The organism is Actinoplanes sp. SE50/110, from assembly GCF_900119315.1.
GTDB lineage: Bacteria > Actinomycetota > Actinomycetes > Mycobacteriales > Micromonosporaceae > Actinoplanes.
In genome coordinates, this window is record NZ_LT827010.1 from 8,781,231 (window position 1) to 8,793,625 (window position 12,395).

The 12,395-nt window shown below is 72.5% G+C and carries 11 protein-coding genes; 5 read left to right on the top strand and 6 right to left on the bottom strand.

Translation table 11 applies throughout. The features are described 5' to 3' along the window. Nucleotides 1-141: 141 nt before the first annotated feature. The gene (locus tag ACSP50_RS39355; RefSeq protein WP_043513081.1) at nt 142-789 is read right to left on the bottom strand and encodes a metal-dependent phosphohydrolase; all 648 of its coding nucleotides are present in this window, start codon (nt 787-789) and stop codon (nt 142-144) included. Nucleotides 790-810: 21 nt separating this feature from the next. Here ACSP50_RS39355 and ACSP50_RS39360 point away from each other — a divergent pair, with 21 nt between their 5' ends. Together ACSP50_RS39360 and ACSP50_RS39365 are read left to right on the top strand one after the other, a co-directional pair. Further along, nucleotides 811-1,956 (top strand): aromatic acid exporter family protein, encoded by a 1,146-nt coding sequence (locus ACSP50_RS39360; protein ID WP_014694914.1) that lies wholly within the window; start codon nt 811-813, stop codon nt 1,954-1,956. A 57-nt stretch (nt 1,957-2,013) separates the two neighbouring features. Beyond that, a complete protein-coding gene (locus ACSP50_RS39365) occupies nt 2,014-3,957 on the top strand; it encodes a PrsW family intramembrane metalloprotease (protein WP_014694915.1) in 1,944 nt (647 codons plus the stop codon). Here ACSP50_RS39365 and ACSP50_RS39370 read toward each other — a convergent pair. Further along, the gene (locus tag ACSP50_RS39370; RefSeq protein WP_172898947.1) at nt 3,948-4,244 is read right to left on the bottom strand and encodes a co-chaperone GroES; all 297 of its coding nucleotides are present in this window, start codon (nt 4,242-4,244) and stop codon (nt 3,948-3,950) included. The genes ACSP50_RS39365 and ACSP50_RS39370 overlap by 10 nt on opposite strands. Before the next feature lie 185 nt (nt 4,245-4,429). On the opposite strand from ACSP50_RS39370, the gene ACSP50_RS39375 reads away from it, so the two are divergent. Then, nucleotides 4,430-5,692 (top strand): AI-2E family transporter, encoded by a 1,263-nt coding sequence (locus tag ACSP50_RS39375; RefSeq protein ID WP_014694917.1) that lies wholly within the window; start codon nt 4,430-4,432, stop codon nt 5,690-5,692. 613 nt (nt 5,693-6,305) lie between these two features. Here ACSP50_RS39375 and ACSP50_RS39380 read toward each other — a convergent pair. From ACSP50_RS39380 to groL, 4 genes are all read right to left on the bottom strand, one after another. Then, nucleotides 6,306-6,593 carry a DUF4031 domain-containing protein gene (locus ACSP50_RS39380; protein WP_014694918.1) on the bottom strand — a complete coding sequence of 96 codons (288 nt, stop codon included), beginning with the start codon at nt 6,591-6,593 and terminating at the stop codon, nt 6,306-6,308. Beyond that, nucleotides 6,590-8,620, bottom strand: a complete 2,031-nt coding sequence (locus tag ACSP50_RS39385) for a glycerol-3-phosphate dehydrogenase/oxidase (RefSeq protein ID WP_231956810.1) — start codon at nt 8,618-8,620, stop codon at nt 6,590-6,592. The genes ACSP50_RS39380 and ACSP50_RS39385 overlap by 4 nt, the downstream gene beginning before the upstream one ends. 26 nt (nt 8,621-8,646) lie before the next feature. Beyond that, nucleotides 8,647-9,099: a peroxiredoxin gene (locus ACSP50_RS39390; protein WP_014694920.1), complete on the bottom strand. Its 453-nt coding sequence runs from the start codon at nt 9,097-9,099 to the stop codon at nt 8,647-8,649. Between the two features lie 124 nt (nt 9,100-9,223). Continuing rightward, the gene (gene groL, locus ACSP50_RS39395) at nt 9,224-10,846 is read right to left on the bottom strand and encodes a chaperonin GroEL (protein WP_014694921.1); all 1,623 of its coding nucleotides are present in this window, start codon (nt 10,844-10,846) and stop codon (nt 9,224-9,226) included. Nucleotides 10,847-11,232: 386 nt separating this feature from the next. Here groL and ACSP50_RS39400 point away from each other — a divergent pair, with 386 nt between their 5' ends. Next, nucleotides 11,233-11,739: a GNAT family N-acetyltransferase gene (locus ACSP50_RS39400; RefSeq protein WP_043513083.1), complete on the top strand. Its 507-nt coding sequence runs from the start codon at nt 11,233-11,235 to the stop codon at nt 11,737-11,739. Beyond that, entirely contained in the window at nt 11,739-12,182 is a 444-nt protein-coding gene (locus ACSP50_RS39405; protein WP_014694923.1) for a hypothetical protein, read from the top strand. Before ACSP50_RS39400 ends, ACSP50_RS39405 begins: the two co-directional genes overlap by 1 nt. Nucleotides 12,183-12,395 lie beyond the last annotated feature (213 nt).

The following is a 12,395-nucleotide window of genomic DNA, read 5'->3' on the forward strand; positions in this document are numbered from 1 at the left end:
CGTGCGGCGGGGCCCGGGGCGCGCGGTCCGGCCGGGCGACGCGCGGCGGGCCCGGGCGCACGGTCCGGCGGGTCGGCGCGCGGCGGGTGCGGACCTGCGTACCGGGCAATCGTCCCGACCGGGAGCGGCCGCAGCCGTGCGTCAGGCCAGCGCCTCGAGTTCCGCCTTCAGGTTGGCCTGCGCCCGCGCCTCCCACGCGTCCCGGATCGGCGCCAGCCGGTAGATCGACGGCAGCTTCAGCAGCTCGGTCAGGACCCGCGACCGGCCGGCCCGGAAATCCCCGTCCGGCACGTGCGCGTACTCCCGACGGATCGCCGCGCAGTAGCGGGCATACCGCTCCTCGTCAGCCGCCAGGATCGCCAGGTCGGCGTCGCAGAGCAGCTCGCCGTCCGGGTCGTTCTCCTCGGTGGCGTGCCCGGCGGTCAGCCCGACCAGCCGGGCCACCTCGGCCGCCACCTCCTCCGGAGCGCCCAGCGTGACCAGCAGCCCGGCGGCGAACTCGGCGCTGTCCCGCTCGTTCGCATCGCCCAGTGCCCGCGGGTCGTAGACCGCGTCGTGCATCCACGCGGCCAGCCGCACCCGGTCCGGATGCGGCGCCAGCCCGGCGAACTCGTCGATCACCTCCAGCACCGCCGCCAGATGCGTCACGTCGTGATAGTGGCGTTGCGGCTCGGTCCAGCGGGTCAGCAGGTAATTTGCGGCGGAGTCGAGATCCGCGTCGGCGGCGGTGGCGCCGGCGCCGCGCGCCGCCGCCCGGAACCGGTCGGGCAAAGATGTCACAGTGGTCATCCTGGCACGGAGGTCGCAAGCATGATCGGCATCGCAACGGAGGGAATGCGCGCCGCCACGGCGCGGGCCCGGGCCGGGCTGATGCTGGCGGTGCAGGCCGGCCTGGCCGCCGGCCTGGCGTGGTATGTCGCACATCACCTGATCGGCCGGCCCGCGCCGTTCTTCGCCCCGGTCGCCGCGGTGATCACCCTGGCCTCCTCGGTCGGGCAGCGGGTCCGGCGCACCGCCGAGCTCGTCGCCGGTGTGGCGGTCGGGATCGGCGTGGGCGACGGGATCATCCTGCTGATCGGCACCGGGCCGGTCCAGATCGGGCTGATCGTGATCCTGGCCGTGCTGGTGGCGACCGCGGCCGGCGGCGGCTCGCCGCTGATCGTCCAGTCCGCCTCGTCCGCGGTCCTGGTGGCGACCCTCACCGTGCAGACCGGACACCCGTGGACCCGGTTCTTCGACGCCCTGGTCGGCGGCGGGATCGGCCTGACCGTGATGACCGTGCTGCTGCCGCTCAACCCGCTCAGCGTGGTACGCCGGGCCGCGGACCCGGCGCTGCGCGCCTTCACCGCCGGGCTGCACGAGGCCGCGCTCGGGCTCGCCGAGGGCGACCCGGACGTGATCGAAGCGGCGCTGAGCCGGTTGCGGGCCGCCGAGGCGACCTTCGCGAACTTCCGCACCGCGATCGACGCGGCCCGGGAGAACGTCGCCTTCGCCCCGGCCCGCTGGCGCAATCGGGGTGCCCTCGCCCAGTACGTCGACGGCGCCGCCCAGCTCACCTACGCACTGCGCAACGTCCGGGTGATGATCCGCCGCGCGCAGACCGCGCTGAACGACCGGGAACGCGTCCCCGAGGTGCTGCCCGCCTCGGTCCGGCACCTGGGCGACGCGGTCGATCTGCTCCGCCAGGAATGGGCGCGCGGCGTGCCCCCGGTCGCCGCCCGGGAACGCGCGCTGCGGGCCGCCGCGGAATCCGGGCGGGCCTACGACACCGGGGTCGGCTACTCCGGGGGCGTGGTGGTGGCCCAGATCCGCACCGCGGTGGCCGACCTGCTGCGCGCCACCGGGGTCGAGTATGCCGAGGCCACCCTCCAGGTGCGCGCCGCCGTCGGATGGTCCGGACGCGCCCAAGGGGCGCGCAACCGGACCGGGCGGTCCCGGCACCCCGGCCTCGGGTGATCGTTTCCGCGCTCCTCGGGGGCGCCGGGCGCGGCGCCGGTGACTACGCTGGCGGGCATGGCCGACGTTCCGACCGGGTCGCCCGATCCGGCGCCCACCTCGTTGCCGGCGCCCTCCCCGGGGGCGCCGGATCCCGGCGCGCCTCCGGGCGCGTTGCCGGCCGCATTCCCGGTCACCTCGCCGGGTGCGGCGGATCCGGGCGCATCCCCGGTCTCCGCTCCGGGGGCGCCGGATCCCGGCACGTCCCCGGCCGCCTCTCCGGCCACCTTTCCGGCCCCGCCGGTGTACGCGCCCGGCCGGGTGACCGCCGAGGAGGTGCCGGCCGACGCGGTGCCGCCGTTCCCCACCGAGATGGTGCAGACCGTCGCCCCGATCCCGGGCCGCCGGGCCGGCTGGCGCCGCTGGGTCCCGGTCACCGGCGTGATCGTGCTGATCGCCGCGGCCGCCATCGGCATGCTGATCTTCCTGGGCTACAGCATCGGCATCGCCGGCCTGGCCGTCGGCCTGACCGCCGCGATCCTCCCGGTTCCGCTGCTGGCCAGCGCGTTCGCCTGGCTCGACCGCTACGAGCCGGAGCCGGTCAAATACCTGATCTTCTGCTTCGCCTGGGGTGCCGCGGTGGCCACCGCGGTCGCGCTCGCGGTGAACACCGGCGCCTCCTGGCTGTTCGACAAGATCGGCCTGCCGGACGCCCTGGTCGCGGTGCTGGTCGCGCCGTTCATCGAGGAGTCGATGAAGGCGCTCGGCCCGGTCCTGCTGTTCTGGCGGCGGCGCGCCGAGTGGTCCGGCATCACCGACGGCATCGTCTACTGCGGCCTCTCCGCGCTCGGCTTCGCCATGGTGGAGAACGTGCTCTACCTGGGCGGGCACGGCTACGCCGCGGGCGCCCAGCAGTACGGGCCGGCCACCGGCCTGACCAACGTCTTCCTGATCTTCATCGTCCGGATCCTGTTCACCGGCTTCGCCCACCCGCTGTTCACCTCGATGACCGGCATCGGCCTGGGCATCTCGTCCCGCTCGGCGGACAAGCACGTCCGGTGGCTGGCCCCGGTCGGCGGCTGGCTGCTCGCGATGATCCTGCACGGCACGTTCAACCTGCTGCCCACGCTCTCCGCGGCCACCGGCAAATCATTGATCATGCTGTACGGCTATCTCGGCTTCATGGTGCCGTTCTTCTTCGCCGTGGTCGGTTTCGCCATCGCCCTGCGCAGCTGGGAGGGCCGCCTGGCCGAGCGGGTGCTGCACCACTACGTGCACACCGGCTGGTTCGCGCCGCCCGAGGTGGCCGCGCTGGGCAGCCTCGGCCGCCGGCACTCGGCCCGGCAGTGGGCCAAGCGGGTCGCCGGGCCGGCCGGCAACCGGGCGATGCGCAGCTTCCAGTTCGCCGCGACCCGGCTGGCGATCATCCGGGACGGCATGCAGCGCGGGCTCAACGGCGACCAGAAAGAAATGACCAAGGCGGTCCTCGAGGAACGCGAACTGCTCGCCGCGATCGTCGGCTACCGCGCGGTCTTCGCCGGACGGGACCCGCAGACGCCGCCGGCCTGGTGGGACGGGCAGGCGTACCGGATCACCTTTCCGGACGGGGTGGTGCGCACGGTGACGGCGCCGGCCGAGCCGGTGATGCCGGTGCCGGTGCGGCTTCCGCCGCCGATGCCGGCGTATGCGGGCGGGTGGGGTCAGCCGAGCCCCGGCTACCCGGGCGGCCCCGGCTACCCGGGCGGGCCCGGCCACCCGGGGGCGCAGGGTCCCTACGGAACGCCGGGATATGGGGCGCCCGGCCATGGCGCACCCGGTTACGGCGCACCCGGTTACGGCGCGCCTGGATACGGCGCGCCTGGATACGGGCCGCCGCCGTTCGCGCCGCCGCCTTCGGGTTACGGGCCGCCGGCCGCCTACGGGCCGCCTTCGTCCGCCCCGCCGCACTCGGCGCCGCCGCACTCGGCGCCGCCCGCTTCCGGGCCGCCGCAGTATCCGGGGCAGTACCCGCCCTACAGGTAGAGGCCGGTCCCGTCCGACTCGACCCGGGTGGCCGCGACCGCGTGCACGTCCCGCTCGCGCAGCAGGACATAGCCTTTGCCGTGCAGCTCCACCTCGGAACGGTCGTCCGGGTCGAACAGCACGCGGTCGCCGACGACGATCGACCGGACGTTCGGCCCGACGCCGACCGCGACGGCCCAGGACAGCCGCCGGCCCATCGAGGCGGTGGCGGGGATGACGATGCCCGCGGTCGAGCGGCGCTCGCCCTCGCCGCCGTCCTGGCGGACGAGGACACGGTCATGAAGCATCCGGATCGGCAGTCCGGTCTCGGTACGGGCGGTATCGGCACTCACGAAAGCAGACGGTACGCCGGTGCCCGGGCCGCCGGTCCGAGTGGTCCGGATCGCGTCGCATGGGGCGGGGTGTCACGGTTGTGGGCCGGGCCCACTACCGTGATGGTCGCGTAACGCGAATCCGGCGAGGGGGTCGGCGGTTGAACCGCTTGCAGCGTGTCCGGGAAAACCTGAGGAAGGCCTACGACACGGGACGGGAGGCGGCCCGGGTGACCCGCATCGACCGGCCACGACCCGAGCCGGAGCCGGAGGAGGACGACTTCGTCGCGGTCCCGGCCGAGCCCGCCGTCGTGCACGGCTCCACCACCAGCCTCGACGACGTGGACGTGCCGCACTCGCTGCGGATCGCGGCGGCCTGGAGCTGGCGGCTGATCGTGGTCGGCCTGGTCGGTTACGCCGGCCTGCGCTTCATCAGCCAGGTCGATGTCGTGGTCATTCCGCTGGCCATCGCGCTGCTGCTGACCGCGCTGCTCGGCCCCGCGGTCGGCTGGCTGCGCAAACTGCACCTGCCCCGCTCGCTGGCGACCTTCCTGGTGCTGGTGGGCGGCCTGGGCGCGGTCGCCGGCACGCTGACCCTGGTGGTCAACCAGTTCATCGACGGCCTGCCGCAGCTGACCGAGAAGGCCACCGCCGGCGTCCGGCAGATCCAGGACTGGGCCAAGACCGGCCCGCTGCACCTGTCCGACAAGCAGGTCGACCGGGCCATCGATTCGGCGCAGAGCTGGGTGAACGACAACACCTCGTCGCTCACCTCCACCGGCATCTCCACCGCCGCCACCGTCTTCGAGCTGCTCACCGGCCTGCTGCTGGTGCTCTTCTCGACGTTCTTCTTCCTCCGCGACGGCCACAAGATCTGGCGTTTCATCGTCCGGCTGTTCCCGGTCAGCGCCCGCTGGTCGCTGGCCGACGCCGGCGACGCCTCCTGGGCCACGCTGGGCGCCTACGTCCGCGCGACCGTCCTGGTCGCCTTCATCGACGCGGTCGGCATCGGCCTGGCCCTGCTGATCCTCGACGTCCAGTTCCCGTTCCCGCTGGCCGCCCTGGTCTTCCTGGGCGCTTTCGTCCCCATCGTCGGCGCCGGCGTCTCCGGCGCGGTAGCCGTCCTGGTCGCCCTCGTCGGTCAGGGCTGGGTCGTCGCCTTGATCACCCTCGGCGCGGTCATCCTCGTCCAGCAGCTGGAAGGCCACGTCCTCCAGCCCTTGATCATGGGCCGAGCGGTAGCCATCCACCCCTTGGCCGTCATCATCGGCATCGCCTGCGGCGTGGTCCTGGCCGGCATCACCGGCGCCCTGGTAGCGGTCCCCCTGATCGCCGTCCTGAACACCGGAATCCGCCGCCTCTCCCGCCGCCGCCCAGAAATCCCCCCCGACGCCATCGTCGTCACCGCCGGCCACCCGTCCTGACCCACGCCAGCCACAGGACCATTTCCCAGCCACACATCCCCAGGCCACACACCATCCCCCAGCCACACATCCCCAGGCCACACACCATCCCCCAGCCACAAACCGTCCTCCGGCCACACACCATCCCCGGCCGCCCACCCCACCCGCCGCCCCGCCCCACCTCGCCGTTCGCCACCACGACTCGGCGGACCGTTCCTCACCACCCCGGCCGACCTCACCACCGCCCCGCCCGACGAGCACCACGGGCGGCCGCCTCACCACCGCACACCGCGGGCAACCTCACCGCCCCAAACCCAGCGCGCCGCCTCACCACCGCACACCGCCTCGGGCCACAACACCGGGCCGCAGAATGCCGTCCTAGCACCACACGCGCCTCGAGCCGCCCGGAGTCCCTCGCCCGGGCGGGGCGGGGGTTTCGGTGGGCACACGCGGATGTAGCGCCGGAGGGCCGAGCGTTCTGGACGCGTAGCGGCCAGCTCGGCCCGCAGGTGCCCTCGGCGGGAGCGGCGGTCAGTTATCGGCCGCAGCGCACGACATCAAGCATTTGATCTTGAAGTTGATCTTCAAAGTCGGGCAGGGAGGGCGCCGCAAGGCAGCGCAGAGGTCGTCCGGGTCACCGGGAAGCGGTCCGGAGGCTCCCGCCGGCCAGGTGTTTGGGGCGACGGAGATTGGCGGCGCGCAGGCGTGCGGTCAGTTCCCGGGGTGGCACCAGGGTTGCTCCGAGCCAGAGGGCGGCGCGGAAGCGGGCTGCCGGGATGTCGTAGTGATCGCGGTCGAAGGCGCGGCGTGGGGAGCCCAGCATTTCGGCGAAGGCGTGCAACTCGGCGTAGGAGACGTCGCTGACCAGGTGGGACCAGAGGTGGCCCCGGCCCGGCCAGCGCGGCTCGTCGACGAGGATCAACGTTCGGCTTCGAGAAGGCCGGTCCTGTCAGGGTGGGCAGACCCGCCGGCCTCCGGGCGGGGAGACCCGCCGGCTTCCAGCTGGGAGGCGGCGGTTTCCGGGTGAGACGCAGCGGTTTCCGGGTGAGACGCAGCGGTTTCCGGGTGAGACGCGGCGGTTTCCGGATGCGAGGCAGCGGTTTCCGGGTGGGAGGCGGCAGTTTCCGGATGCGGAGACGCGGCGGCTTCCAGGTGGGAAGCGGCGGCGGGAGGGTGTGCGCGGTCTCCCGCCAAACCGCGGACGTCGGGAGCCCCGACCCGGGCGGCATCGGCGGTCAAATCGTCGGGCATGGTCTGGGATTGGCGTTCGGCGGTGACGCGGGCCAGGTAGTGCTCGACCTCGCGGTCGCGGACGGTCTCGTTCCAACCGAGGACGGCGCCCATGATGCGGGCCGTGTGGGCGGCGGATTCGACGCCCCGGTGGGCGGTTTCGAAGGAGATGCGGGTGCGGCGGGTGAGGACGTCGTCGAGGTGCAGGGCGCCTTCGGCGAGGGCGGCGTAGGCGACCTCGACGGCCAGGTACTCCGGGGCGCCTTCGAGGGGGACGGCGAGCGCCGGGTCGGCGGCCATCATGGCGAGCAGGTGGACGGTCAGGGTGCCGTAGCGTTCCAGCAGGTGCTCGATGACGCCGGTGGTGACGCCGTGCCGGCGGGCGGTGTCCTGGCGGTCGCGCCAGGCGGCGGCGTAGCCGTCGGCGCCGAGCAGCGGGAGCTGGTCGGTGCGCGACGGGCGGAAGGCGCCGCCGAGGCGGCGGACGGCCTGGTCGATGACGTCGGCGGCCATCACCCGGTAGGTCGTGTATTTGCCGCCGGCGACCAGCAGCAGGCCGAGCATCGGTTCGACGACGGCGTGCTCGCGGGACAGTTTCGACGTCGAGTCGGCCTCGCCGGACAGCAGCGGGCGCAGGCCGGCGTAGACGCCCTCGATGTCGTCGGTGGTCAGCGGCCGGTCGAGAATCGTGTTGACCTGGTCGAGCAGGTAGCTGATGTCGCGGGCGGAGGCGGCCGGATGGGAGCGGTCCAGCTCCCAGTCGGTGTCGGTGGTGCCGATGATCCAGTGGCCGCCCCAGGGCAGCACGAACAGCACCGAGGTGGCGGTGCGCAGGATCAGGCCGGCCTCGCCGGTGATCGCCGAGCGGGGCACCACGAGGTGCACCCCCTTGGAGGCGCGGACCCGCAGGCCGGGGCGGACGCCGACGTCGCGCAGCATTTCCGCCATGTCGTCGCTCCACACGCCGGTGGCGGCGACGACGGTCTTGGCGCGCACCTCGAACTCGGGTGAGCCGGGTGATTCCAGGTCCTTGACCCGGACGCCGACCACCTCGCGGGCCTCCCGGACGAAGCCGGTGACCCGGGCGCTGGTGACCACTGCGGCGCCCTGGGCGGCGGCGGTGCGGGCCAGGTTGACCACCAGGCGGGCGTCGTCCATCTGGCCGTCGTAGTAGCGGATCGCGCCGGTGATCTTGTCGGCGCGCAGGCTGGGGAACAGGTGCCGGGCGCCGTCGCGGCTCAGGTGCCGGTGCAGCGGCATGCCGCGGCCGCCGCCGAGGACGCCGGCGAAGACGTCATACGCCGCGACGCCGAGCCCGTAGTAACCGCGCTGCCAGACCCGTTTGACCGGGTTGGCGGCGGGCAGCGGGACGAGGATCGGGACCGGGCGGACCAGATGCGGGGCGAGCCGGGTGGCGAGCAGGCCGCGTTCGGTGAGCGCCTCGTGCACCAGGTGCAGCTCGAGCTGCTCCAGGTAGCGCAGGCCGCCGTGGATGAGTTTGCTGGACCGGCTGGAGGTGCCGGCGGCGAAGTCCCGGGCCTCGACCAGGGCCACTTTCAGCCCGCGGGAGGCGGCGTCGACGGCCGCACCGGCGCCGGTGACCCCACCGCCGATCACCAGGACGTCGAACTGTTCGTCGCGGAGCCGCCGCAGGTCGGCGGTGCGGCGGATCGGGGAGAGACGGCCGGCCGTGTAGCGGGAGACGGAGGGATCACGCACCCGTCCCAGGTTAGCCCTCCCCGGGGTCACCCTGGCGGGGGAATGTGGCCTGCCCCACTCGAGTATCCGCCGAGGAGGTCGAGCATCTCGTCGACCGACGCGGCCGGGTCGGTGACCGGGAACCGCACGTCCCGGATCGTCCCGGCCGGGTCGATCAGCATGGTGAGGCGTTTGAGGCGGTCGCCGCCACCGGCCCGGAAGGTGGGCAGCCGCAGGGCGGTGGCGAGCCGGCCGTCAGCGTCGGAGAGCAGCTCGTAAGGCAGAGCGGCGTGTGCCGCGAACGCGCGCAGCTGGTCGGCGCGCTGGGTGCTGACGCCGCGGATCCGGGCGCCGGCGGCGGCGAACCGGTCGGCCCGCCCGGCGTAGGTGAGGGCTTCCAGGGTGCAGCCGCGGGTGCCGGGGATCTCGGCCCAGCGCGGCGGGTAGCCGTGCGATTCGGGCGCGAACGCGCCGGGGAAACTGATCTTCGGGGCGTGCACCGCGATCTCGCCGATGATCTACTGGTGGTCACCGGTACGCGGCCTGCGCGACCTGCCCCTGGAAACAGCGGAACGGGCGGCCCGCTGAACGCGGCCCGCCCGTCCCGTCAGGGTTTCACCGGACTCAGAAGTCCATGTCCCCGCCGCCGGGGGCGCCGGCCGGAGCCGGGTTCTTCTCCGGCTTGTCGGCCACGACGGCCTCGGTGGTGAGGAACAGCGCGGCGATCGACGCGGCGTTCTGCAGCGCCGAGCGGGTGACCTTGGCCGGGTCGATGATGCCCGCGGCCAGCAGGTCGACGTACTCACCGGTCGCGGCGTTCAGGCCGTGACCCGCCTCGAGGTTGCGCACCTTCTCCACCACGACGCCGCCCTCGAGGCCGGCGTTCACGGCGATCTGACGCAGCGGGGCGTCGAGCGCGACCTTGACGATGTTGGCACCGGTCGCCTCGTCGCCGACCAGGTCCAGCTTGTCGAACGCGGTCTTGCCGGCCTGCACCAGGGCGACGCCACCACCGGGCACGATGCCCTCCTCGACGGCCGCCTTCGCGTTGCGAACAGCGTCCTCGATGCGGTGCTTGCGCTCCTTGAGCTCGACCTCGGTGGCCGCGCCGACCTTGATCACCGCAACGCCGCCGGCCAGCTTGGCCAGCCGCTCCTGCAGCTTCTCCCGGTCGTAGTCGGAGTCGGACCGCTCGATCTCGGCGCGGATCTGGTTGACCCGGCCCTGGATCTGCTCGCCGTTGCCGGCGCCGTCGACGACGGTGGTCTCGTCCTTGGTGATGACGACCTTGCGGGCCTGGCCCAGCAGGGACAGGTCGGCGGCGTCCAGCTTGAGGCCGACCTCCTCGCTGATGACGGCGCCACCGGTGAGGATGGCGATGTCCTCCAGCATGGCCTTGCGGCGGTCACCGAAGCCGGGGGCCTTGACGGCGACCGACTTGAAGGTGCCACGGACCTTGTTGACGACCAGGGTGGCCAGGGCCTCGCCCTCGACGTCCTCGGCGATGATCACCAGCGGCTTGCCGGACTGCATGACCTTCTCGAGGATCGGCAGCAGGTCCTTGACGTTGGAGATCTTGCTGTTCGCGATCAGGATGTACGGGTCGTCGAAGACGGCCTCCATCCGCTCGGCGTCGGTCATGAAGTACGCCGAGATGTAGCCCTTGTCGAAGCGCATACCCTCGGTGAGCTCCAGCTCCAGCCCGAAGGTGTTGCTCTCCTCGACGGTGATGACGCCTTCCTTGCCGACCTTGTCCATGGCCTCGGCGATGATCTCGCCGACCGTGGAGTCACCGGCGGAGATGGAGGCGGTGGAGGCGATCTGCTCCTTGGTCTCCACATCCTTGGCGAGCTGCTGGAGGCCCTCGGAGACGCTGGCCACCGCGGCCTCGATGCCCCGCTTCAGGGCCATCGGGTTCGCGCCGGCGGCGACGTTGCGCAGGCCCTCGCGGACCAGCGCCTGAGCGAGGACGGTCGCCGTCGTCGTGCCGTCACCGGCGACGTCGTCGGTCTTCTTGGCGACCTCCTTGACCAGCTCGGCGCCGATCTTCTCGAAGGTGTCCTCGAGCTCGATCTCCTTGGCGATGGATACACCATCGTTGGTGATCGTGGGGGCGCCCCACTTCTTCTCGAGAACGACGTTGCGGCCCTTCGGGCCGAGGGTCACCTTGACCGCGTCGGCGAGCTGGTTCATGCCCCGCTCGAGGCCCCGGCGAGCCTCCTCGTCGAATGCGATGATCTTGGCCATACGGCGTTGTCCTCCTGGACATTCGCGGGTGAGGGCCGGTCTGACCCGCTCCCGCACACTCTTTGAGGAAGTCTGTGGACGTCACCACCTGGCGATGTGACGTCCTCAGGCCGAGCCGGATAGCCCGCGACGACCGGTTTCGTGTCGCGGCGCCGATGGCGGCGTCGCGACCGGAACCCCACCGTCCCGACCTGCTGGCACTCACACCTCGTGAGTGCCAATCACTTGTTTAGCACTCCCGGGTACCGAGTGCAAGAAACCCCATCTTCCCGCGAAACCCCGGTGCCCGGCCCGCAAACCGACTAAAGATCTTCAACCGCAGGTGGGAGGGTCCCGTTTGCGGCAACATGCTTGCCGCAACCCGCCGTGGCGAGTACTGAGGACGCATGGAGAGTTGGATGGTGCGCCGGATCACCGCCCGTGACGCCGGGCGGATGCGCGCCCTGCGGCTGGAGATGCTGGCCGACAGTCCGCTCGCCTTCCTGGAGACCCTCGCCCAGGCCGCCGCCCGCTCGCACGAGGGTTACCGGCGGCGGCTGGACATGGCCGCCGACGGGCCGGAGCTCGCCCAGTTCGTCACCGATCCGGGCGACGGGCCGCTGCTCGGGCACGCCGGCGGCACCGCGATCCCGGACGATCCGCTGGTCACCGTCGTCTTCTCGGTCTACCTGACGCCGGCCGCCCGGGGCGGCAAGATGCTGGCCAGCCTGATCGAGGCGATCGCCGACTGGTCCACCGCGGCCGGGCGGCACGAGCTGATGCTCGAGGTGGTGACCGGCAACGACCGGGCCGTCCGGGCCTACGAGAAACTCGGCTTCCAGGACACCGGGGTGCGGCTGCCGCACCCGACCGTGCCGGTGCTCACCGAGCTCCAGATGAGACGGCGGCTCTGATGGCCGGCCGGTGGCATGTCGCCCGGACGCTGCTGACCGCGGTGAACGGGACCACCGGCGCCGGGCTGCTGCTGGCCCTGATCACCCGGACGAGGGTCCGCCGCGGGCGCGACGGGGTGCTGATCGCCGAGGGCTGGCGGTTGCCGATGCCCCCGGCGTCCTGCTTCACGGTCGGCTCGGTGATCATCACGCGGCGCAGCGCCGAGTGGCTGCTCGCCGAGGAGCGGGCCGCGCTGCTCGCCCACGAGAGCCGGCACGCCGGGCAGTACGCGGTGCTGGGTCCGCTGTTCTGGCCGGCGTACTGGGTCGCTTGTGGGTGGTCGTTCACGGCGACCGGCTCGTACGGCGTCCGCAACTTCTTCGAGCGTCACGCCGGCCTGAAGGACGGCGGATATCCCGAGGATCTGCCGCTGCGCCCGTGGCTGCAGCGGCTGAAGCGGTAGTTGGTCGGGAGGACGGACGCACAGCGCCTCCGGCACGTGGCCATTGGGTCAGCGCTGGGTCGTTGGGACCCTCGGAGATTGTCGCCAAGCTCAGGTGAGGGGCCTCGTACGGCGTCGCGTCCTCCCGCGAGAAGCATTTTGTCGATCCGGAGATCGGCGCGCAAGTCCTCCGCGGTAGGAATTCTCGACAACCGGCAGATAGCCGGTCACCCA